The following is a 21,202-nucleotide window of genomic DNA, read 5'->3' as shown; positions in this document are numbered from 1 at the left end:
GGCATTGGCATATATGGATTTTGAACAGGCATTTGGTGCATTGGCATATATGGATTTTGAACAGGCATTTGGTGCATTGGCATATACGGATTTTGAACAGGCATTTGGTGCATTGGCATATACGGATTTTGAACAGGCATTTGGTGCATTGGCATATACGGATTTTGAACAGGATGGTTGTAGTGCTGTGGCATCGGCATGTAATCATGCTCTGCTCCCATTACGTATTCATCACTGTCATTTTCATCCTCCATATGATGCATTCCCATATTAGGCATTTGATGTTCATACGGATATGGTGTATTCGGATATGGAGCATTCATTGGCATGTGAACAGGCATCGGCGGCATGCATGGATTATAACATGGTATATAATTAAATCCGCATCCTGGCATTACTGGTGTTAACGGCACTGGCATGCAATGTTGCATCGGTATTTGCGGCATCATTGGCATCTGTTGGTGCATCATCGGCATCTGTTGGTGCATCATCGGCATTTCAAAGCTTTCATTGTCCTCATAAGATTCTTCAATATCTAGTATTGGCATCGGCTCTACTTTTGGAATTTCAATCGGCTCTTCTTTTTTAGGCATTTCTTTCTTTAACTCTTTTTTCTTTGGCTCTTCCTTTTTAGGCATTTCTTTCTTTGGCTCTTCTTTTTTCGGTTTTTCTTGTGCCGGAAGTTGAACATTTAGATTGTAATAATTGTTGACGTCAATCTCAGGAAACATTGGTTTCATCTTTGGCATCTTCGGCATTTTTGGCATTTCCTTTTTAGGAGAAGAAGGCATCTCTTTCGGCGGCATCATTGGCATTTCTTTTTTAGGAGAAGAAGGCATCTCCTTTGGCGGCATCATTGGCATTTCTTTTTTAGGCGGCATGTTCATATTATTCGGCTGTTGTGGCATCATTGGTGCTTCATTATAAGGGCCATTATAAGGCTGTTGCGGCATCATTGGAAGTTCATTATAAGATTGTTGCGGCATTTGCGGCATCTGTTGCTGCGGTTGCTGTGGCATTTGTTCATCTGTATCAATCTCTGTTATTGGAAGTTGTTTTTGCGGCATTTCTTTATACGGATGGTCCATATTTTGCATTTCATTTTTAATTTGTACACTATTTGTTGGCACCTTAATCTTCATTCCTGGCATAATCATATCAGGGTTGCTTAACTGTGAATTGACTTCTTTAATTTCTTCAAAATCAACTCCATATTTCTTTGCAATTTTCCAAAGGGTATCCCCTTTTTGGACGATATGGATTTTCAACGTTTTTCCCCTCCTGCAACAATATCTTTACAATGTATATTCAGACTGGGTGTCTTGCTAATTCAGACTTCCTCACAACATATGCTTGTAAAAAAACATTTATTCATAAGGTGGAAAAACATTAAAAAGGATGAGCTCACTTTCTCACATAAGAGCTCATCCTTTTCTTATATTAGAGCATTCTTCCAATAGCTGCTAATGCTCCATTTTGCACTTCTTCAGGAACTTTTATAATATTTATTGGCTTGTTATCCTCAATGCTCTCAAGTGCCCATGCAAGGTGTGGTAAGTCAATTCGGTTCATTGTTAAACATGGACACATATAAGGATTCAAGGACATAATTTGTTTATCAGGATTGTTATCAATCAATCGTTTAACAAGGTTCATTTCTGTACCAATCGCCCATTTCGATCCTTTTTCAGCTTCATTAATTTTATCAATAATAAAAGAAGTTGAGCCCGCATAGTCCGAGGCTTGAACAACCTCATAACAACATTCAGGATGAACAAGAATATTAATATCGCTATGTGTTGTTCGCAATGCTTCAATATTTTTCACTGTGAAGTTTTGATGAACAGAGCAGTGCCCTTTCCATAAAATAATTTTGATGTCTTCATAATCACCTTCATATTCAAGCTTTTCTTGAATTGGATCCCATACAGCCATCTCTTCTAGTGAAATATCTAACTCGTACGCTGTATTTCTTCCGAGATGCTGATCAGGGAGAAATAAAATTCGTTCTTTTTTACCAAGCGCCCACTGCACGATTTTAGACGCGTTTGAACTTGTTAACGTTGCTCCATCATTTTCGCCAACAAATGATTTAATCTCAGCTGTTGAGTTTACATATGTGAGCGGCACAATCGTGTTTCCAAACTTTTCAGTAAGATATGACCATGCTATTTCTGTTTGTTGAAGGTTTGCCATATCGGCCATCGAACAGCCTGCTTGCATATCAGGTAAAATTACCTGCTGGTGAGGACTTGTTAGAATATCAGCGGTTTCAGCCATAAAATGCACACCGCAAAAAACGATGTAATCTGCTTTTGTCTGTTCTGAAGCGACCCTTGATAGAGCAAGAGAATCTCCTGTCACATCGGCAAACTGGATAACTTCATCTTTTTGATAGTGGTGACCAAGAATAAACAATCTATCGCCAAGGTTTTTCTTTACTCGCTCAACAATTGCAATAAGTTCTTTCTCATCTTGTTCCTTATATTTTTGTGGAATAATCGATAGTTTTTCTTCAAAACCCGCTAAAATGCTCATTTTCCTTCCCCTTCCTTCTGTGAGGCAATATTAAAGCTAATATCAAGCCCTGAAACAGAATGTGTTAATGCACCGATTGAAATATAGTTCACACCTGTTTCTCTATACTGATGAATATTTTCGAGCGTAATGCCTCCCGAAACCTCTGTAACAATATCGTCTGGAACGTGCCTCATCCAGCTCTTAATTTCTTCTGGAGAACGATTATCAAACATAATGATATCTGCTTTCGCCTCTACTGCTTGGAGAAGCGCTTCTTCTGTTTCAATTTCTACTTCTATACGAATCATATGACCAACTCGCCCTCGAACTTCTCTAATTGCAGCTCCAGTTGATCCTACGGCAGCTACATGGTTATCTTTTAACATCACTCCATCATAAAGGCCAAAGCGATGATTATAGCCCCCGCCACATGTCACAGCATATTTATCAAATATTTTTAAACCTGGCATAACTTTTCTTGTATCGCAAATCCGGATTCCTGAGCCATCAAGAACATGGACAAATTCATTTGTCATTGTCGCAATTCCACTCATTCGCTGCACAAGATTCAAAATTACTCGCTCCCCAGCCATAAGTGTTGAAAAAGTCCCTTCAACAGAAGCGATAATATCTCCCTTCGTGACGCGATCACCATCATGCTTAAAAAGAACCACTTCAACATCCTTACTAATCAATGAAAAACCTAACTTAATAATTTCTTCTCCTGCAAAAATCCCGTCTTCTTTTGAAATAAAATAACCTTGAATCCACTGATCCTTATTTGGAAGAGAGCTAGTCGTTAGATCCTCACATCCAATATCTTCAATTAAAAATTCTGTTAACTTTTCTTTCACTTTTAGCTCATTCATGACTCTATCTCCTATCCGATAAATTCTCGCTGACCTATCTCTTTTGTATCACTCCGCATATGCACTCCTAAACTTTCTCGGCGTTCCGAAGCAGCCGATAAAATAAGAAAGCTTGTTCTAAGCATATTGATTTTTTCGATTGTATCTCGCTCATAAAGGTGCAGCTTTTCCTCTGACACTTTTTCTAAATATTGAGCACACCAATTCATGCATTTTTCCAGTTCTTTCCTACACCGAACAATCCCAGCTCCCTCTTCATGGTTTCTTTGAATCTCTTGAATAGATGGCAAGGTTACTTTTATTGTTTTTTTCGATTTGAATGGTGGAAAAAATCCTCCTTGAATATTACCTTCTCCTTCATTGTTTAAATGAGCAGCTAAGCGACTCCCATAAACAAGAATTTCTAATAAAGAGTTACTTGCCAGTCGATTTGCTCCGTGAACACCTGTACATGCAACTTCTCCAATTGCATAAAGATTAGGAATGGATGTTTCACTATTTTCATTTACAGCAACCCCACCTAGTTGAAAATGCGCCCCAGGAGCGACAGGAAGTAAAGAAGGCTGATATCCAAATGCTTTTACACAATTGTGATGAATGGTTGGAAAGCGTTTTGAAAAGTTTGAGATATTTGTAATATCTAAAAATACTTGGCTTCCCTTTTTCAACTTCATATCAATGGTTTGTGCAACAATATCACGAGGTGCTAAATCTTTTAGAGGATGATGATCCATAACAGCCTTTCCTTTTTCATCTATTAGCTTTCCTCCTTCTCCTCTTACAGCTTCTGAAACTAGTCCAAATGCTTTTCCATCTCTATGAAGAAGAGTCGGATGAAATTGGATAAATTCAAGATCTTTTAATGTAGCACCTGCACGGTAAGCAAGAGCTATTCCGTCTCCTCTGTTTTCATCTGGATTTGAGCTAAAACGATAAAGACCTCCACATCCACCTGAAGCTAGTACAGTATGGCGGCCGTAATAATGACTTTTTTCGGTGAACACACCAATACAATACCCATCCTCAATATGTAATGTATGAACAGGCTCGTGTTCTACGATTGTTATATTTGATTGACCACATACTTTTTTTTGAAAATGGCGGACAAGCTCTCTCCCTGTTGCATCCCCACCAGCATGCAAAATACGTCGCTTACTATGCGCGCCTTCCATACCTAAAGCCATTTGGCCATCCTCTCTGTCAAAGGTCATTCCTTCATTTATTAAAATGTTTATTTCGGTTTGAGCTCTTCTAACGAGCATAGAAATAGCTTTCCTATCATTATAATAATGACCAGCTTTTAAAGTATCTTCATAGTGATACTTCCAATGATCATCAGGTGACATAACAGCAGCAATTCCACCTTGTGCAAGACTAGAACTGCTTTGTTTCAATTCATCCTTTGTGATGACAAGGATCTTTTTGTTATCTGATAGCTTCGCTGCTGTCACAAGTGTTGCAAGGCCACTTCCAATCAAAATGACATCATATATCATAATCACTACCCCTTAACTTTACATGTGTCTTGACACCTATATTTACATATTATTTAATAAAATACAAGACTTTGATTTTTATAAAGGAGAAACAAAAATGATTTATTTAGATTATGCTGCAACAACACCCATAAGTAAAAATGCACTACAGGCTTATTGTGAAAGTGCTAAAAAATTTTATGGAAATACAAATAGCCTTCATGACGAAGGAACAAAAGCGAAAGAAATGATGAAAATGTGTCAGGGAGAACTCGCTTCTTATATCCAAGCTAGCAAGGAAGAAATATATTTTACAAACGGTGGGTCTGATAGTAACTTGCTTGCTGTTAGGAGTATATTAGGGAGTTCTCCCTCTTCTAAAAACCATATTATTACTTCAAAGCTCGAACATTCGTCACTTCTGAGTCTTTGGGATACACTAGAAGAAGAAGGATACGATATCTCTTATGTATCCATTAGGGAAGATGGAACGATTAATCTTGAAAACTTGCGTGAATGTATTACAGATGCCACATGTCTTATCGTAATTCAACACGTCAATCATGAACTTGGAACGGTTCATCCTATAAAAGAAATTGGAGAGATTGCCAAAATGTACAATATCCCTTTCCATTGTGATGGAGTTCAATCTTTCTTAAAGCTTCCTATTAATGTAAGAGATATGCACATTACAAGCTTATCTATCGCAAGTCATAAAATATACGGACCAAAAGGAATTGGTGCTCTTTATCTTTCTAAAGAAATTTCTAAAGTAAAGCAGCATGGGACGATTGATGTGCCAAGTATTGTTGCATTTACTGTTGCTGCACAGGAACAAAAGAAAATATTGGCGGATACCTATAACAGTCATGTAAACTTAAGAAGAGAGCTTATCAATCATATTCCTGTATCAGCTGAAATTATAAGCCCTCCTGATGCTCTTCCTTCTATCGTTGCAATGAAGATGGAGAGCTTAGAAGGTCAGTATGTTATGCTATGGTGCAATAAGTACAATATTGCCATTTCAACAGGAAGCGCTTGTCTTGTTGGACAGCAGGAACCTTCCCCATATATGATAGCAATGGGAAAAAACGTTCATGAAAGTAAACAGCTTTTTCGTATTTCATTTGGTACTTCAACAACGATTAAAGACATTAAAGCTTTTACAGACTGCTTAAAATTATTAACAACCTCATAAAGGAGTTCAAAAATGAAGGATGAACAAAAAAAGATTTTAGGGGAAAAAAGACGAGATCTTTTGCTTCAATGGTTAAAAGATTCGAACGCTCCGTTAACAGGCAGTGACCTATCAAAACGTACAAATGTGAGTAGACAAGTTATCGTACAAGACATATCGCTATTAAAAGCGCGAAACGAGCCTATTATGGCAACAAGTCAAGGCTATCTTTATATGTCAAGAACACAAGCAGAGCAAAAACAAACGCGCATTATTGCTTGTAAACACGGCCCAGAGGAATCGGAACGCGAGCTGCTTCTCCTTGTTGACCATGGCGTCACAGTAAAAGATGTAATTGTTGAACATTCTGTTTATGGAGAGCTTACGGCTTCACTTGGTCTTCGCAATCGCAAAGATGTCGCGAACTTTATTGATAAAATCCGCTCAGCGAAAGCTGCTTTCTTGCTTGAACTAACAAAAGGCGGTCACCTTCACACAGTTGAAGCTGATTCCTCAAAACAGCTTGATGAAGCGTGTGACGCTTTGCGTGAGGCAGGTATTTTAGTTGAAGAATAGAATACTTTTAGCTACAGAAAAAAGAACGCTTGGAACTACAAGCGTTCTTTTCTTTGTAGCTAAAAGGCTCCTAAGCTGTACTAGGTTCCTATTTGATAATGTAGTAAGGATAGCTTCCTAAAAGGGTTACGTTACACCCTAATGCTTCGATTTCAGCAATTGCTCCAGGGATTAATACATCATCAAGCTTTTGCTCGATATCGATAATAAAGAAATAATTCCCAAGTCCTGTTTTCATTGGCCGTGATTCAATTTTTGATAAGTTAAGATTACGCCAAGAAAAAGCAGACAACACGCGGTGTAGGGCTCCTGCTGGGTTTTCAGATAGTGTAATCATCAGCGTTGTTTTATAACCGTTATGTTCTAAAAGCGTTTGTTCTAGGGGGGCATTTTCTTGATTTAAAATGAGAAAACGCGTTGTATTATGATCATAGTCGTGCACATCTTTTTTGACAATTTGTAATCCATATTTTTTCGCCGCAAACTCGTTTGCAATTGCCCCTATCTTCTCATCTTCTTTTTCATAAACATGTTGTGCTGCATAGGCCGTTGATGTTACTTCATGTAAAGGTGTGTTGCGAAATGTATCATGAAGAAATTTATGACATTGAGCAATTGCATGTGGATGCGAATACACACCTTCAACATTTTGCCACTCCTCTATATATTTGGGATGCACCATAAAATGTTGACGAATCGGCAGCACAATCTCTCCTACAATTGGCAGACGTTTTTCATGGATTAAATAATCGAGTGTTAAGTTTACGGAGCCTTCAAGAGCATTCTCTAATGGAACAACCGCATAATCTACTTCTCTATCTGTTACGCCATCAATGCACGAAGGAATGGTGCGATACGGATGTGAGGTTATCTGTTTGAAAACAGATTCTACGGCAATATGTGTAAATGTTGCTTCTGGTCCTAAATATCCAACTTTCTTCACAGTTCTCTCTCCTATGTCTTTATTTTTTTATTTTTCAAAATTTAATATGTAAAGAAAACAGCTTGATTGATCGTCAAGCTGTTTTGATTAAGCTCCCGAGCCTAATACATCTACTTTATCAACAAATTCCAATGCCCGCAATCTCGAAAGAAGGTCTTCTAGATCTGTTTTTAAACCAGAAACATCTAGTGAAAGGGTTACATTTGCACGCCCTTGCAATGGAATAGTCTGGTGAATCGTTAATACATTACATCCGCTTGAAGCAACAAGACCTAATAGATGTGAAAGAGTACCAGAGCGGTCTTCCAAGTGGAAGAAAAGCGAGATGATACGTTCTTTCACCATAGTATGAAATGGAAATACCGTTTCTCTATACTTGTAGTAAGCGCTGCGACTTAAATCAACAAGCTGTACAGCGTCAGCAATTGAGTCCGCCTTTCCCCGTTCAAGCAGAAGTTTTGCATCAAGCGTCTTCTTCATTGCTTCTGGTAAGACATCCTCCCGAACTAAATAAAATTTCTGATCGATTTTCTTCAACGAGAACTCCCCTCTCTGTTCCCTTTTACCATCTACTCTAAGAATTCAAATTCATATTCAAGAAGTTTTACAATATCCCCATCTTGCGCTCCACGTTCACGCAATGCTTCATCAACACCCATGCCTCTAAGCTGACGAGCAAAACGGCGTACAGATTCATCTCTCGAGAAGTCTGTCATCTTGAATAGTTTCTCAATCTTCTCACCTGAAAGTACATAAGCTCCTTCGCTATCACGTGTAAGATGAAACTCTTTATCTTCCTCTTGGAACTTGTACATAACATGTTGATTTGCAAGCTCTTCTTCACTATAAAGAGGAAACTCTGGTGTTGTTTCAAGAAGATCAGCAACTATGAATAAAAGATCACGAAGTCCTTTACGTGCAATAGCTGAAATTGGAATAACTTTTACTTCTTCGCCAACTTTCTCCTGAAACGCTTTTAAGTTCTCTTCTGCTTCAGGGACGTCCATTTTATTTGCTACAACAACTTGAGGACGCTCTGTTAAACGAAGATTATATTCCTTAAGCTCCTTGTTAATTGTAACGTAGTCTTCATAAGGATCTCTGCCTTCCATGCCAGACATATCAATCACGTGCACAATAACTCTTGTACGCTCAATATGGCGAAGGAACTGATGACCAAGTCCTACTCCCTCATGTGCCCCTTCAATAAGTCCTGGCAAGTCAGCCATAACAAAGCTGCGATTATCTTCTGTTTCTACAACACCTAAATTAGGCGCAATTGTTGTAAAATGATAAGCAGCAATTTTAGGCTTTGCCGCAGATACAATAGAAAGAAGGGTTGATTTCCCAACGCTTGGGAAGCCTACAAGACCGACATCTGCTAGCACTTTAAGCTCCATCACAATATAGCGCTCTTGACCTGGTTCTCCTTTCTCAGAAAGCTCTGGTGCTGGGTTTGCTGGTGTTGCGAATCGCGTATTTCCGCGTCCGCTACGGCCACCTTTTGCAATGACAGCACGCTGACCATGCTCTGTTAAATCAGCGATAACTTCACCTGTATCATCATCTTTTACAACAGTGCCAGGCGGGACCTTTACAACAAGGGGCTCTGCATTACGACCGTGTTGGTTTTTAGGCATTCCGTTTTCACCATGTTTTGCTTTAAAATGGCGCTTATAACGGAAATCCATTAGTGTACGAAGTCCTTCTTCAACTTCAAAGACAACGTCTGCTCCTTTACCACCGTCACCACCTGCTGGTCCTCCATTTGGTACATACTTCTCACGACGGAAAGCAACCATTCCATTTCCGCCGTCTCCACCTCTTACGTAGACTTTGACCTGATCGACAAACATTTCATTTTCACTCCGTTCCCTATATCACGTTCTTACTTTTTATGAATTGCTGTGTTGCTTTTCATTCATAACAAGCTGAACCGTCAATTCATCTTTTGCTATTTTGTAGCAAGCTATATTAAACATGGTTAACGTTTCTTTTGATAACCATTCTTCTATCTTTTTTTCATTCTCTATTATGCCACTGAAATCAAAAAACAATGATGGACCTTCTTCAAGATAAAAAGAAACATCAAGGTGATGATTACTTTCTTTATTTGCTACATTTTCTAGTACATAAAAAAGCGATTCACACCAATCTGCAAGCTCTTCATCATAAGGAGATAAATCACACACTTTGCCGTTCACTTCGATATCGAGCTTTAAAACCGTTTCTCTAAACCCATATGTTAAAAGAAGCGCAGTCAGCTTATGTGCCCCTGTACTCGTTAGCTTTGATTCATTTTTAGAGATGGCAATAATCTCTTCAATCGTTTGTTGGACACGGTCAAGACGATTCAATGATAAATTTCCCTTAATGAGCTGCAGCCTATTTAGCCAATCATGGCGTGCATGCTTTAAAAGTTCAACAACATCCCACTCTTTACTCATTTTCCAACCCCTAACCTTAAAACATGCTTTGTTCTTCTTTCACCAGCAAAGAAAAGAAAACAAAACAGACCATATATGCATTATAGCAAATTATCTAGTCTATGAGCACAACCCTAGCAATATGTCTCAACAAAAAGAAAAACTCTAACCAATCTTGGTTAGAGTTTTCTTTTTGTGTACGATTACGTTTTAAGCTTCTTGCGCTACTGGATAAACGCTCACTTTTTTACGGTCACGTCCATAACGCTCGAATTTTACGATACCATCGATTTTCGCGAAAAGAGTATCGTCTCCACCACGAGAAACGTTTGCACCTGGATAGATTTTTGTACCGCGTTGACGGTAAAGGATAGAACCACCAGTTACAAATTGACCATCTGCACGTTTAGCACCAAGGCGTTTAGAGATAGAGTCACGACCGTTCTTTGTACTACCTACCCCTTTTTTCGATGCGAAAAACTGAAGATCTAATCTTAGCATATGTTCCACCTCCTCTTTATTGAGATACAATGTTTATATATTGTCCATAATCACGCTCGATTGTTTCAAGTGAAACAACCATTCCTTCAAGAAGGAGCTGAACGTTGCGAGCAACATCCTCTTCTAAGTCTTCAGGAATGAGGCAGTTAAAATAACCGCCGTCCTCACCTTGTTCAAGGCCTGGCATTGTATCACATAAAGAAATAATCGCGTTTACTGTCCCAAATGACACAGCTGTAACAGCGGCACATACTAAATCTTTACCGTGTTCCGCAAATTCTGCGTGTCCACTTATCTCAAAAGAAGTAATATGACCTGCTTCATTACGAGAAAGAACTACTTTAACCATGCAACCATTCCTTATGCATTGATTTTATCAATAACAACTTTTGTGTAAGGTTGACGGTGACCTTGTTTACGGCTGTAGTTTTTCTTAGCTTTGTATTTGAATACAGTAATCTTTTTAGCGCGACCTTGTTTTTCAACTTTAGCGCTAACTGTTGCACCATCAACGTAAGGAGCTCCAACTTTAACGTTGTCCCCACCTACTAATAGTACTTTGTCGAAAGTTACTGTTTCGTCTTGCTCTACGTTAAGTTTTTCAATGTAGATAGCTTGACCTTCTTCAACTTTAACTTGTTTACCACCAGTTTCAATAATAGCGTACATTCTCTGCACCTCCCTGTAAGACTCAGACTCGCCATCCCAGGTGTCACAATGGACTTTAAAACCTGTTCTGCGCGGTTGTAGCACGGGTGCTACAATAATCACATAGAAAATAATACTATATTTCTTCTCCCCATGTCAATCATATTCTCTAATGAAGTCATTCCAAATTTTACACAAGAAAAAACTGCAGCAGATGCTGCAGTTTTTTTAGAAGGTGATGATCCCTGTAACAATAGCTACAGCAATCATCACAAGACAGCAACCTAGTGCCCATTTAAAGTAAAACTTTTGGTGATCTCCAAATTCTACTTTCGCCATTCCTACTAATAAATATGCGGAAGCCATAAGTGGACTCATCGCGTGAATTGGCTGCCCTAAAACAGAAGCACGAGCCATTTCAACAGGATCTACACCGTAAGCTGAAGCCGTTTCTGCTAAAATCGGTAACACTCCGTAGTAGTACGGATCGTTTGCCATAAAATACGTAAACGGCAAACTAGTTAATGCTGTAATGACAGGGAAAAATGAACCTAATGATTCAGGAATAACAGAAACAAGTGCATTTGCCATTGCATCAACCATCTCTGTTCCTGAAAGAATTCCTGTAAAAATCCCTGAAGCAAATACTAAGCCAACAACTGCAAGGACGTTTCCTGCATGATTGGAAATTCGCTCTTTTTGATCTTCAAATTTTGGATAGTTAATCATAAGGGCAACAACAAAAGCAATCATAAATAAAGTTGCAAGTGGAAGTACTCCCATCACTAAACATACTAATAGAGCAATTGTTAGAGCTAAGTTTACATATAGAAGCTTTGGACGTTTAATAGAGGTGTCATCCGCCCCCATATCTACAGTAGCACTCTGCTGGGTAAAAGCCAAATTTTGTGAATAGTCAATGTCGATAACACCTAAGCGTTTTTTCTCTTTCTTTCCTAAAATATAAGCTGTAAATAGTGTCCATAGTGCTGCTGAAATCATGACTGGAACAAGCGGTAAAAATACGTCTGCCACATCAAGCTGAAGGGCACTTACTGCACGGGCTGTAGGTCCACCCCATGGAGACATATTCATAAAGCTAAATGAAAGCATCGCAACACAGGTTAGGATTAACGGATTCATTCCAAGTCTTGTATAAAGCGGCAGCATTGCTGAAACCGTAATCATATATGTTGTTGTTCCATCTCCATCTAAAGCAATGAGCATGGAAAGAATAGCCGTTCCCATGACAATCTTTACTGGATCTCCCTTTACAATTTTCAGGATTGTAGATACAAGTGGATCAAACAAACCAGCATCAATCATAATTCCAAAGTATAAAATAGCAAACATCAGCATAACACCTGTTGGTGCTACCTGCTCTACCCCTGCAAGCATCATATCGCCTAACCCTGCTGCAAATCCCCCAATTATGGCAAACAAGATTGGAATAATAATAAGTGCAACCATAGCTGACATTCGTTTCGTAATAATCAGATACATAAAGACCGCGATCATTAAGAATCCAAGCGTAGCTAACATATTTTCTCCCCCTTTGTCTCTAAAAAATTTCCCCTTAAAAACGATAGTCTTTCACTAATAATAGTATAAATTAAAAAATTCTGAATGTAACCGTTACCAAATTATTGAGCTTTAAATTCTTAGTATCCTTTTTGTTCATTTTGTTCACGAGAAGATACTAAGTAAAAAAAAAGAAGGTTTTACCCTTCTTTTTTAAAATAGAAATTCAACCTTATTTTCTTTTATTCTCTGCTCTACTTCTTCTCTTGAACCAATATGACGAAGGCGGTAAAATGGCGTAAGTTCTTCTCCTTCTGTTAGGTAAAGTTCCATCTCCTGCTCTTCTTTCCATTTTTCTATCTCTTCCTTGTTAAATGAAAGAAGAGGAGAAAGTTCTATCCATGCTGCCTCTTCTTTATATGAAAGCAGTTCCCCTTCTATATCATCCAACGTTTTTTTCTCATTTCTATATCTTCCTATTGTTTTACAAATACCACAATCTTTTAGGAGTAGATGCTGCAAGCTGTCTCGCTCTTTTTTACGTGTCACCTCTACTAATCCAAGTCTTGTAAAACCAAAAATAAGCGTCCTTACTGGATCTTGTTCTGTTTCTGTTTTTAGCTTTTGTAACACTTTTTCTCCATCTTCTTTGTTTTTCATGTTAATAAAATCAATCATAATAATGCCTCCAAGATTTCGAAGGCGCAGTTGTCGAGCCACTTCTTTTGCTGCTTCAAGATTTGTCTCTAAAATAGTCTGAGCTTGAGAAGTTTTGCCTACAAACCTGCTTGTGTTTACATCAATAACCGTCATCGCTTCTGTTTCTTCAATAACTAATGAACCACCGCTTGGAAGCCAGACCGTTTTTTGCAGTGCTTTTTCAAGCTCTTTTTGAAGGTGATATATGTCAAAAAGGCTCTCTTTCTCACGTTGAAAAATAACTGTTGCTTCTGGAAAAGAAGCTTGAAGCTTTTTTTTCGTTTCAAATGAATCAACAATAAGCTCAAGCTTGTCCGCTTTTGCCTTTTTTATCATGTTTGTAATAAAATCTTCCCTTTGGTAAACAACTCGAGGTACTGTTCCTTCCGCTTGGAGTTCCCCAATAACTCCCTCCGCTTCTTTTCTAAGGGTAACAATTTCTTGTTCTATTTTGCTAGGAGACATTCCTTCAATGGCACTTCGTAAGAGAAGCCCTTCCGCTCCTTCTACAACGCTCTCCCCAAAGCTTTTCCACTTTTCTTTTTCCGCTATCTTTTTTGAAACAGCTACGTATCCGCTATAAGGAAAATAAACAACGTACGAGCTTGAAAATTCAATAAATGTTGTCAATTTAGGTCCCTTTGTTCCTCTTTCTTCTTTGCTTACTTGTACGAGAATTTTTTGTCCTTCTTTTATACGTTCTGCAAACATTTCATGCTCATCAAGAAACACTTCACTTTTATGTAAATACCCGTTTTTGTCTCCTCCGATATCTACAAAAGCAGCGTCCATCCCTTTCACAACTTTTTTCACACGCCCAACATAAATATTGCCAACATAGTGGATAGCTTTTTGTTCTTCAATATAAAAAGCCTGTACTTGGCTATCCTGTAAATGAGCTATCTTATGAAGATTTGTTGCAGTTTCAATTATCAATTTTGCTGTCATATGTCCAAATCCCTTTCGTTATCTCTTATGTAGTTGGATTTTACCATAACAAAAAGGAAAGTAACATGTTTGTCTGTTACTTTCCTTTTCACCCTCTTTTTAATAAAAGGCAACAAGCTCATCAATAGAATCATTAATGCGCTTATCTACAAAGTAAGCATGAAGAAGTTCATTTTCATCTAGTTGCTTTCTTCCTTCTTTTTCCTCTACAATAATAATATGTTTTTGTCCTCTTTTAAACCTACGAATAATATGATAAATCTTTTCTCCCCCATTTACGGCAAGTGGGGAAAGATCAAGAATTGTTTCCCCTTTGCCATAGTATCGATCAAGAAGGAAGCGAATATAAAGATAGTCCCTTTGTTTCCATTCATAATAAAGGCTATAACATAGATAGCACAACACCATCCAAAGATGCAGATGAGTAGAATAAAGAAAAAGAGCCACTACCGCAATGCACGATAGAAAAACAGCTGAAATTCGAAGCGTTTTTTCAAAGGACTTTTGAAAAGAATCAAAAAGACTAAACGAAACAAACATGAGTTTTCCTCCGTCAAGCGGATAAATCGGAAGCAAATTAAAACAAAGTAAAAGAACGTTTTGAAACATAAACTGTTCATAAAATTCATGTGTAATAAGAGAAGACGAAAGAGCAATAAAAGATCCTAACATTAAAACAAGGTGAACAAACGGACCGCTCAGTATGACAATCACTTCTTGATAAAGCGGTCTGTTTCCATATTCATCAATTTCAGCTACTCCTCCAAATGGAAAGAGCATAATTCTTTTGATTTTCCATGAAAAAAAGCTAGCGGCAAAAACGTGCCCAAGCTCATGTAATAATACTAATGAAAATAAGAGGATAAGGTCATAGATATGGCCTGTCATGATTCCTATTGCTAAGATAGCCCAAAGAAGCGGATGGATGTGTGTTGAGCGAAAAAGATGAAAAAAGTTATTCAAAGGAGATCACCTTACTAGGATCCATAAATTTACCATCTTTATAAAGAGCAAATCCATAGCTTCCTTTTTTATCGTCCCCTTCTGTCTTCACTTTTCCAATAACCTGTCCTTTTTCAATAAAATCAAACGTTTTTACATCAATATTTGCAAGCCCGCTATACCATGACTCTGATCCGTCAGCATGCTGAATTGAAACTGTATTTCCAAAATCTTTTTTCTCTTCAATGCTTTTAACAAACCCTGCATCCATAGCTTGCACCGCTGTTTGACTTCCTGTTTCAACGGTTACCCCTTTTTTTGAGCTTGCAAATGTTTCAACAACATTCCCCGATGCTGGCACAACATACTGAGAGTTTGCTTCCTCTGTCGGCTCTTCTCCTACAGATTTTGGAATGAGAGCAAGAGGTTCACCAAACTTCTCTTCATACCAAGCAGACATTTTAGCAAACTGAAAACTTTCTTCCATCGTATCTTCTACAAAGGTTCTTGCTCCGTCGAGCTGTACTGCTGGATTTCTAAAAAGAATAGCAACAATTAAAACCAGACAGAAAGAAGTTAACAGCTTAAATAGAAACCACTGAGGAGAGAATAATGGATGATGTTCTTTACTTTCTGGATTGTATTCATAAGTCGGAAATCGTTCTCCACTGTAGTTTTCCTCATCTGAAATTAAATCATCGTATGAAAACTTCCTTTGCGGCTTCTCTTCTTTCCCCCCATTTCTTCGCCGATCGGCTATTCGCTTACGAACTTCTTGGACACGTCGATTCATCGCTTCTCACCAATCCTTCAAGTCATTTGTAACAAATGTATGACTTGTCCTGTGAGGTTATGACAAAATAAAAAAGCTAGAGCTTTTGGAAAAGCTCTAGCTTTTTAATCATATATTATAAAAACTAACGCACGCCGAAGAATTTCTTAATTTTAGAAAAAACACCTTGTTTGGTTTCATCTAGAGATTGAAGCGGTACAGACTCTCCTAAAATACGTCTTGCGATATTACGATAAGAAATTGCTGCTTTGCTTGATGGGTCCATGGCAATTGGTTCACCATTATTGGATGCTTTGATAACATCTTCATCATCCGCAATAATGCCAATTAAATCAATAGCCAGCAATGATACAATTTCATCAACATCTAACGTATCTCCATTTTTCATCATATGACTGCGAATACGGTTAATTACAAGCTTTGGAGATTCGATGTCTTCTTTCTCTAACAATCCAATAATACGATCCGCATCACGAACAGATGAAATTTCAGGTGTTGTAACAACAAGAGCCTTATCTGCTCCAGAAACGGCATTTTTATATCCTTGTTCAATTCCAGCAGGACAGTCAATAATGATATAATCATAGTCTTGCTTTAGTTCTGTAATAAGTTCTTTCATCTGCTCCGGCGTTACGGCCGTTTTATCACTTGTTTGAGCAGCAGGCAACAAATATAAACATTCAAAACGCTTATCTTTAATAAGCGCCTTTTGAGGCGTACAGCGACCGTTCACAACATCTACTAAATCATAGATGATGCGGTTCTCTAACCCCATAATAACGTCTAAATTGCGCAAACCGATATCTGTATCGACTAGGCAAACCCGCTTACCAGTTAGGGCGAGTGCGGTTCCTAAGTTAGCAGACGTCGTTGTTTTTCCAACGCCGCCTTTTCCTGACGTAACAACAATAGCCTCTCCCAATGTCAACTTCTCCTTTCTAAGCGTGTCAAATTAGGGCGAAGATGAGACATAAGCTGTGAGCGTTCAATGACAATGCGCTTGTCTTCATCAAGATACGCACACTCCATATCATGTTCTTCATTTTTATCGGCTTCCTCTGCACGACTAAAAGCTTCACAAATGCGGAGCTGTGTTGGTTCCATTTTAGAAGCTGAAATAACAGCTTGATCATTTCCATAATAGCCGGCATGTGCAATGCCTTTTAATACGCCAAGCACAAAAATATTTCCTCCAGCAATGACTGTTCCACCGGGATTAACATCTCCAATTAAAAGAAGATCTCCTTCCACGTGCAAGACTTGTCCTGAGCGTACGACTCTTGCTACTGAAACAATTTCATTTTGCTGCTTAATTTTTAATGCTTCTTCTTTTGACACGACGTTTGACTCAATGCTCTCTACTACAAGATGATTTTTACTCCGAACGAGTGACTTTATTTGTTCTTCTTGATCGGGCGTTAAATATCTGTTTCCTACTCTTAATTGAACAGACACAAGTTGATTGTGTCCTCCATATTGATTTGAAGACAATTTTCGCTCCAATTCATTTAGCACATCGTGAAACGAACACGTATCATCGAGATGCAACGTTAATCCATCTTTTGTTCCTTTTATAATTACATTTTGTTTCTTCACAACGTTCACCTCAACGAATGTTTATTTCGACAAGGGCTAGTTAAATTCCTCTTTATACGCAACTGTTAATCTGTTAGCTTATAAGCTACTTTTTCAAACTGTTTTTTTAATGGGTACGCTAGAAGAACCACAAAAACAAGGTTTAAGATTAGTGTCGGATAAAGGCGATATGTTAGGAAGCGGTCCATAGACATATGCGTCAAACCAATCATACTGTTAATCTCATAAACGTAAAACTCTAACAGCGTAATCCCCACAATTGTTAAAATCGTAATGATGACAACATTTGTTTGAAGAACTTTTAACAGCTTGGATACAATATAGCAAATTGCAGGCATCCCGAACATATAAACACCTAACAAGTCTGTATACACGATGTCATACAAAAGACCGAAAAAGAACGCATACTGAATTCCTTTTTTCGGATTTATGTAAATCGTCGCTAAAAGCAACACAATAAGCGTCAGTTTCGGTGATAAAATCCACTGATGAAACCAAGATTGATTAGCAAAAAAGTTCACGAATAAACTATCAGCAATAAACACTACAGAAACAATGATGGGAAGGAAGTAACGAATCACTCTTCTTCCTCCTCATCAAGTGATTTCTGTGGAGAAGGTTCTACTCGTTTTAATACTGTCACATCTTGGATATCTTTAAAATCAGCTGCAGGTTTTACATATGCTGTTTTTGTTAGCCCATAGTTATCTGATTCAATATCGCTAATTTCTCCAACAATACGTCCTTGAGGGAAAACACCTGAATACCCAGACGTAATGACTTTTTGCTTTTCTTTTATCTTCGCGCTATGAGGAATACCTGTTAGAATCAATGCTTCACGTTTTTGATCGTAGCCTGAAATAAGACCATTTACATTTTTAGATCCTTGGATTGTAACAGAAGCGCGGTTTGTTCGATCTTGAGAGCTTAGTAGTTGCACTGTTGATGTAAACTGTGATGCGTCTACGACACGTCCAATTAAACCGCTTGATGTCATAACAGCCATATCATTTTCGACTCCATGAACTTTTCCGCGATCAATAGAAATCGCTTCATTCCATCGATCAGGACTTCTTGCAATGACCGTAGCATTAATTGGATCGTAATCACGTAGTGTTGAATCTTTATCAAGTCGCTCATTAAGCTCTTTGTTCTTCCGCTCTAAATCTTTCACATCTGCTTCGAGCTGCATATATTTATCAAGATTCTTTTTTAGTACTTTGTTTTCCTCATATGTATTTTTGAGATCTTCAATGTTTCCAAAGAAATCGGCAACATACTGAGCCGGCTTATGGGCCGTTGACTGTACCAGTCCAACTGTATCCTTAACAAATTGCTCTGGCCATGTGATCGTTTTACGTCCGTTTAAAGAAAAACCAATCAATGCCACGAGAATAATGATACTTACTAGTAACACAATCAATCTTTTATTGAAGAAAAATTGTGGCATGACGTTACACCTCTAATCTTATCGCTTGGACTCTGCTCTGTTTTTAAATAGATCAATATGTTCTAAAGCTTTTCCTGTTCCGATAGCTACACAGTCAAGTGGATCTTCTGCAATAACAACAGGCATGCTTGTTTCATCACTAATCATTTTATCTAGGTTACGAAGAAGCGCTCCACCACCTGTTAGAACAATTCCACGATCCATGATATCTGCTGCAAGCTCTGGAGGCGTTTGCTCAAGCGTGCTTTTTACAGAATCAATAATTGCTTGCACAGTATCTTTAAGAGCGTCTGCAATTTCGTCGGCAGAAATCTCAATTGTTTTTGGTAATCCTGTTAAAAGATCTCGACCGCGAATTTCCATATTTTCTACATCTTCTGGTGTACTTGCAGAACCGATTTCTACTTTCATTGCTTCTGCTGTACGTTCTCCAATCATAAGATTGTAGTTTTTGCGAATATACTGAATAATAGCTTCGTCCATCTCATCACCAGCAATGCGAATAGATTGACTTGTTACAATCCCACCAAGTGAAATGATAGCAACTTCTGTTGTACCTCCACCGATATCTACTACCATACTACCAGTTGGCTCCCATACTGGTAAATTCGCTCCAATTGCAGCAGCAAATGGTTCTTCAATTGTGTAAGCATCACGTGCACCCGCTTGACGAGTTGCATCAATAACCGCTCGTTTTTCAACTGCTGTAATCCCAGAAGGAACACAAATCATGACATATGGCTTACCTGAAAAGACGCTCTTATTTTTCTGTGCTTGTTTGATATAATACTTCATCATTGTTGCTGTTGTTTCATAATCAGCAATAACGCCGTCTTTCATTGGACGAAGAGCAATGACATTTCCGGGTGTACGTCCAATCATATTTTTAGCATCGTTACCCACTGCAACGATGTCTCTTGAATCTGTTTGTAGCGCTACAACCGATGGTTCACGAACAACAATTCCTTTTCCTTTTACATATACTAATGTGTTAGCCGTACCTAAATCGATTCCAAGGTCACGTGTACCAATTCCAAACATAATGTGTATCTCCCTTTCTCTCTCAAATATCACAAAGTTTTATCTATTATTTTTAATTGATATAGGACTTTTTGTTTTTATTCACTAAAAGTCTAGTTCTATTGTTACTCATACAAAGAATGTTATAAAAAACCAACAATCTTTATTGTGTCGAGTCCAAGAGCATATGTCAATGTAAAAATGGATTCTGTCATCAAAAGGTAATCTTCGACAAAAACAGTATTTTTTCAAGACTTTCTCAAAAAATCCATGCCTTTTATTATAACGTAATCATAATAAAAAAGGTAGAGTAATCTTGTCCCTGTTTTTCTAGTTTTGATTGCTAATAATAACAAAAAAACCCTGCTTCCTTACTATTAACGTATGAAACAGAATTTTGTTACACATAACCTTTCTCTCTTAAACTAACAAATTTACGATCACCGATAATAATATGATCAAGAATGTCGATTCCCATTAAAATTCCGCATTCTTTAAGCCTTTTGGTTACTTCTATATCTTCTTTACTTGGTTCAGGACTTCCTGATGGATGATTATGAATACAAATAATTGAAGCTGCTGAGCGGCGTAACGCCTCTCTGAAGATGTCACGTGGATGAACAATTGAGGAGTTCAAACTACCAATGAAGATGGTCTTTTTTAGAAGAACTTGATTTTTTGTATTTAAAAAGAGGCAAACAAAATGTTCCTGTGATAAATGACGCATCTCTTCCATAACGTAGTTTGCGCCATCTTCAGGACTTCTTACAACATATCGATCTGTCACATGTAGATTCGCTACTCTTCTTCCAATTTCAAGTGCTGCTATAATCTGAATGGCTTTAGCCATCCCAATACCTTTAATACTTGTAAGTTCTTCAACAGTAGCTTGATTCATAAGATGCAATCCGTCATATTTGTGTAAAATTCGATTGGCAAGTTGAAGCACAGATTCCTCTTTTGTTCCTGTGCGAAGCAAGATTGCCAAAAGTTCGTTGTTAGATAAATGACTTGCACCAAACGATAAAAGGCGTTCTCTAGGCCTTTCATCATCAGGAAAGTCTTGAATCATAACCCATTCTTTTTTCACTTGTATTC

At 38.0% G+C, this 21,202-nt stretch carries 22 protein-coding genes, 1 pseudogene and 1 other annotated feature; of the genes and pseudogenes, 2 read left to right on the top strand and 21 right to left on the bottom strand.

All coding sequences use genetic code 11. The features are described from left to right. Window positions 1–1,117 precede the first annotated feature (1,117 nt). The 4 genes and pseudogenes from safA to nadB form a co-directional block, all read right to left on the bottom strand. Window positions 1,118–1,268 (bottom strand): annotated as a pseudogene (gene safA, locus B9N79_RS26915) (SafA/ExsA family spore coat assembly protein); the annotation flags it as partial. A 172-nt stretch (window positions 1,269–1,440) separates the two neighbouring features. Beyond that, complete coding sequence (gene nadA, locus B9N79_RS01445; RefSeq protein ID WP_046217880.1) at window positions 1,441–2,538, bottom strand: quinolinate synthase NadA; 1,098 nt, start codon at window positions 2,536–2,538, stop codon at window positions 1,441–1,443. Beyond that, entirely contained in the window at window positions 2,535–3,389 is an 855-nt protein-coding gene (gene nadC / locus B9N79_RS01440; protein WP_085117684.1) for a carboxylating nicotinate-nucleotide diphosphorylase, read from the bottom strand. Before nadC ends, nadA begins: the two co-directional genes overlap by 4 nt. An 11-nt stretch (window positions 3,390–3,400) precedes the next feature. Further along, complete coding sequence (gene nadB / locus B9N79_RS01435) at window positions 3,401–4,885, bottom strand: L-aspartate oxidase (RefSeq protein ID WP_040056848.1); 1,485 nt, start codon at window positions 4,883–4,885, stop codon at window positions 3,401–3,403. A gap of 97 nt (window positions 4,886–4,982) precedes the next feature. Between nadB and B9N79_RS01430 the strand changes: the two genes are divergently transcribed. Both B9N79_RS01430 and B9N79_RS01425 read left to right on the top strand, forming a co-directional pair. Further along, window positions 4,983–6,062 carry an IscS subfamily cysteine desulfurase gene (locus B9N79_RS01430; protein ID WP_046217881.1) on the top strand — a complete coding sequence of 360 codons (1,080 nt, stop codon included), beginning with the start codon at window positions 4,983–4,985 and terminating at the stop codon, window positions 6,060–6,062. Window positions 6,063–6,074: 12 nt separating this feature from the next. Beyond that, window positions 6,075–6,617, top strand: coding sequence for a transcription repressor NadR (locus B9N79_RS01425; protein ID WP_019391343.1), 543 nt, complete (start codon window positions 6,075–6,077; stop codon window positions 6,615–6,617). An 88-nt stretch (window positions 6,618–6,705) separates the two neighbouring features. Here the strand turns inward: B9N79_RS01425 and pheA are convergent, their stop codons facing one another. From pheA to radC, 17 genes are all read right to left on the bottom strand, one after another. Beyond that, the gene (gene pheA / locus B9N79_RS01420) at window positions 6,706–7,560 is read right to left on the bottom strand and encodes a prephenate dehydratase (protein WP_046217882.1); all 855 of its coding nucleotides are present in this window, start codon (window positions 7,558–7,560) and stop codon (window positions 6,706–6,708) included. Between the two features lie 87 nt (window positions 7,561–7,647). After that, window positions 7,648–8,097 (bottom strand): ACT domain-containing protein, encoded by a 450-nt coding sequence (locus B9N79_RS01415; protein WP_019391341.1) that lies wholly within the window; start codon window positions 8,095–8,097, stop codon window positions 7,648–7,650. A 32-nt stretch (window positions 8,098–8,129) separates the two neighbouring features. After that, a complete protein-coding gene (gene obgE / locus B9N79_RS01410) occupies window positions 8,130–9,416 on the bottom strand; it encodes a GTPase ObgE (RefSeq protein WP_019391340.1) in 1,287 nt (428 codons plus the stop codon). 39 nt (window positions 9,417–9,455) lie between these two features. Continuing rightward, a complete protein-coding gene (locus B9N79_RS01405; protein WP_019391339.1) occupies window positions 9,456–10,007 on the bottom strand; it encodes a Spo0B C-terminal domain-containing protein in 552 nt (183 codons plus the stop codon). Between the two features lie 189 nt (window positions 10,008–10,196). Beyond that, on the bottom strand, window positions 10,197–10,487 hold the full coding sequence (rpmA, locus tag B9N79_RS01400; RefSeq protein ID WP_019391338.1) for a 50S ribosomal protein L27: 291 nt from the start codon (window positions 10,485–10,487) through the stop codon (window positions 10,197–10,199). Between the two features lie 16 nt (window positions 10,488–10,503). Then, window positions 10,504–10,836 (bottom strand): ribosomal-processing cysteine protease Prp, encoded by a 333-nt coding sequence (locus B9N79_RS01395; RefSeq protein WP_019391337.1) that lies wholly within the window; start codon window positions 10,834–10,836, stop codon window positions 10,504–10,506. Between the two features lie 11 nt (window positions 10,837–10,847). Continuing rightward, window positions 10,848–11,156, bottom strand: a complete 309-nt coding sequence (gene rplU, locus B9N79_RS01390; protein ID WP_019391336.1) for a 50S ribosomal protein L21 — start codon at window positions 11,154–11,156, stop codon at window positions 10,848–10,850. A gap of 14 nt (window positions 11,157–11,170) precedes the next feature. Beyond that, window positions 11,171–11,243 (bottom strand) — a sequence feature (ribosomal protein L21 leader region). 120 nt (window positions 11,244–11,363) lie between these two features. Continuing rightward, entirely contained in the window at window positions 11,364–12,677 is a 1,314-nt protein-coding gene (locus B9N79_RS01385) for a CitMHS family transporter (RefSeq protein WP_040056852.1), read from the bottom strand. A 192-nt stretch (window positions 12,678–12,869) separates the two neighbouring features. Beyond that, the gene (locus B9N79_RS01380) at window positions 12,870–14,303 is read right to left on the bottom strand and encodes an Rne/Rng family ribonuclease (RefSeq protein WP_048896881.1); all 1,434 of its coding nucleotides are present in this window, start codon (window positions 14,301–14,303) and stop codon (window positions 12,870–12,872) included. A 99-nt stretch (window positions 14,304–14,402) separates the two neighbouring features. Further along, the gene (locus B9N79_RS01375) at window positions 14,403–15,266 is read right to left on the bottom strand and encodes a site-2 protease family protein (RefSeq protein WP_040056853.1); all 864 of its coding nucleotides are present in this window, start codon (window positions 15,264–15,266) and stop codon (window positions 14,403–14,405) included. Next, window positions 15,259–16,038, bottom strand: coding sequence for a M23 family metallopeptidase (locus B9N79_RS01370; RefSeq protein ID WP_019391332.1), 780 nt, complete (start codon window positions 16,036–16,038; stop codon window positions 15,259–15,261). The genes B9N79_RS01375 and B9N79_RS01370 overlap by 8 nt, the downstream gene beginning before the upstream one ends. Window positions 16,039–16,162: 124 nt before the next feature. Next, complete coding sequence (minD, locus tag B9N79_RS01365; protein ID WP_019391331.1) at window positions 16,163–16,960, bottom strand: septum site-determining protein MinD; 798 nt, start codon at window positions 16,958–16,960, stop codon at window positions 16,163–16,165. A 2-nt stretch (window positions 16,961–16,962) separates the two neighbouring features. Further along, window positions 16,963–17,643: a septum site-determining protein MinC gene (gene minC, locus B9N79_RS01360; RefSeq protein ID WP_040056854.1), complete on the bottom strand. Its 681-nt coding sequence runs from the start codon at window positions 17,641–17,643 to the stop codon at window positions 16,963–16,965. Window positions 17,644–17,699: 56 nt separating this feature from the next. After that, window positions 17,700–18,215: a rod shape-determining protein MreD gene (mreD, locus tag B9N79_RS01355; protein WP_040056855.1), complete on the bottom strand. Its 516-nt coding sequence runs from the start codon at window positions 18,213–18,215 to the stop codon at window positions 17,700–17,702. Then, entirely contained in the window at window positions 18,212–19,084 is an 873-nt protein-coding gene (gene mreC, locus B9N79_RS01350) for a rod shape-determining protein MreC (RefSeq protein WP_019391328.1), read from the bottom strand. The genes mreD and mreC overlap by 4 nt, the downstream gene beginning before the upstream one ends. Before the next feature lie 18 nt (window positions 19,085–19,102). Next, the gene (locus B9N79_RS01345) at window positions 19,103–20,125 is read right to left on the bottom strand and encodes a rod shape-determining protein (protein WP_019391327.1); all 1,023 of its coding nucleotides are present in this window, start codon (window positions 20,123–20,125) and stop codon (window positions 19,103–19,105) included. 379 nt (window positions 20,126–20,504) lie between these two features. Next, the gene (gene radC, locus B9N79_RS01340) at window positions 20,505–21,176 is read right to left on the bottom strand and encodes a RadC family protein (RefSeq protein ID WP_040057064.1); all 672 of its coding nucleotides are present in this window, start codon (window positions 21,174–21,176) and stop codon (window positions 20,505–20,507) included. Window positions 21,177–21,202: the final 26 nt, after the last annotated feature.

Origin of the sequence: Priestia filamentosa, assembly GCF_900177535.1 — a bacterium.
Lineage (GTDB): Bacteria > Bacillota > Bacilli > Bacillales > Bacillaceae_H > Bacillus_I > Bacillus_I filamentosa.
Note: the sequence above shows the minus strand (reverse complement) of the source record. Positions and strands in the feature narration are given on the sequence as shown.

Excerpts from the sequence above, each read along its gene's own strand:
- nadA (WP_046217880.1), bottom strand. The coding sequence starts at position 2,538 with ATGAGCATTTTAGCGGGTTTTGAAGAAAAACTATCGATTATTCCACAA.
- nadC (WP_085117684.1), bottom strand. The coding sequence starts at position 3,389 with ATGAATGAGCTAAAAGTGAAAGAAAAGTTAACAGAATTTTTAATTGAA.
- nadB (WP_040056848.1), bottom strand. The coding sequence starts at position 4,885 with ATGATATATGATGTCATTTTGATTGGAAGTGGCCTTGCAACACTTGTG.
- B9N79_RS01430 (WP_046217881.1), top strand. The coding sequence starts at position 4,983 with ATGATTTATTTAGATTATGCTGCAACAACACCCATAAGTAAAAATGCA.
- B9N79_RS01425 (WP_019391343.1), top strand. The coding sequence starts at position 6,075 with ATGAAGGATGAACAAAAAAAGATTTTAGGGGAAAAAAGACGAGATCTT.
- obgE (WP_019391340.1), bottom strand. The coding sequence starts at position 9,416 with ATGTTTGTCGATCAGGTCAAAGTCTACGTAAGAGGTGGAGACGGCGGA.
- B9N79_RS01405 (WP_019391339.1), bottom strand. The coding sequence starts at position 10,007 with ATGAGTAAAGAGTGGGATGTTGTTGAACTTTTAAAGCATGCACGCCAT.
- rpmA (WP_019391338.1), bottom strand. The coding sequence starts at position 10,487 with ATGCTAAGATTAGATCTTCAGTTTTTCGCATCGAAAAAAGGGGTAGGT.
- B9N79_RS01395 (WP_019391337.1), bottom strand. The coding sequence starts at position 10,836 with ATGGTTAAAGTAGTTCTTTCTCGTAATGAAGCAGGTCATATTACTTCT.
- rplU (WP_019391336.1), bottom strand. The coding sequence starts at position 11,156 with ATGTACGCTATTATTGAAACTGGTGGTAAACAAGTTAAAGTTGAAGAA.
- B9N79_RS01385 (WP_040056852.1), bottom strand. The coding sequence starts at position 12,677 with ATGTTAGCTACGCTTGGATTCTTAATGATCGCGGTCTTTATGTATCTG.
- B9N79_RS01380 (WP_048896881.1), bottom strand. The coding sequence starts at position 14,303 with ATGACAGCAAAATTGATAATTGAAACTGCAACAAATCTTCATAAGATA.
- B9N79_RS01370 (WP_019391332.1), bottom strand. The coding sequence starts at position 16,038 with ATGAATCGACGTGTCCAAGAAGTTCGTAAGCGAATAGCCGATCGGCGA.
- mreC (WP_019391328.1), bottom strand. The coding sequence starts at position 19,084 with ATGCCACAATTTTTCTTCAATAAAAGATTGATTGTGTTACTAGTAAGT.
- B9N79_RS01345 (WP_019391327.1), bottom strand. The coding sequence starts at position 20,125 with ATGTTTGGAATTGGTACACGTGACCTTGGAATCGATTTAGGTACGGCT.
- radC (WP_040057064.1), bottom strand. The coding sequence starts at position 21,176 with ATGATTCAAGACTTTCCTGATGATGAAAGGCCTAGAGAACGCCTTTTA.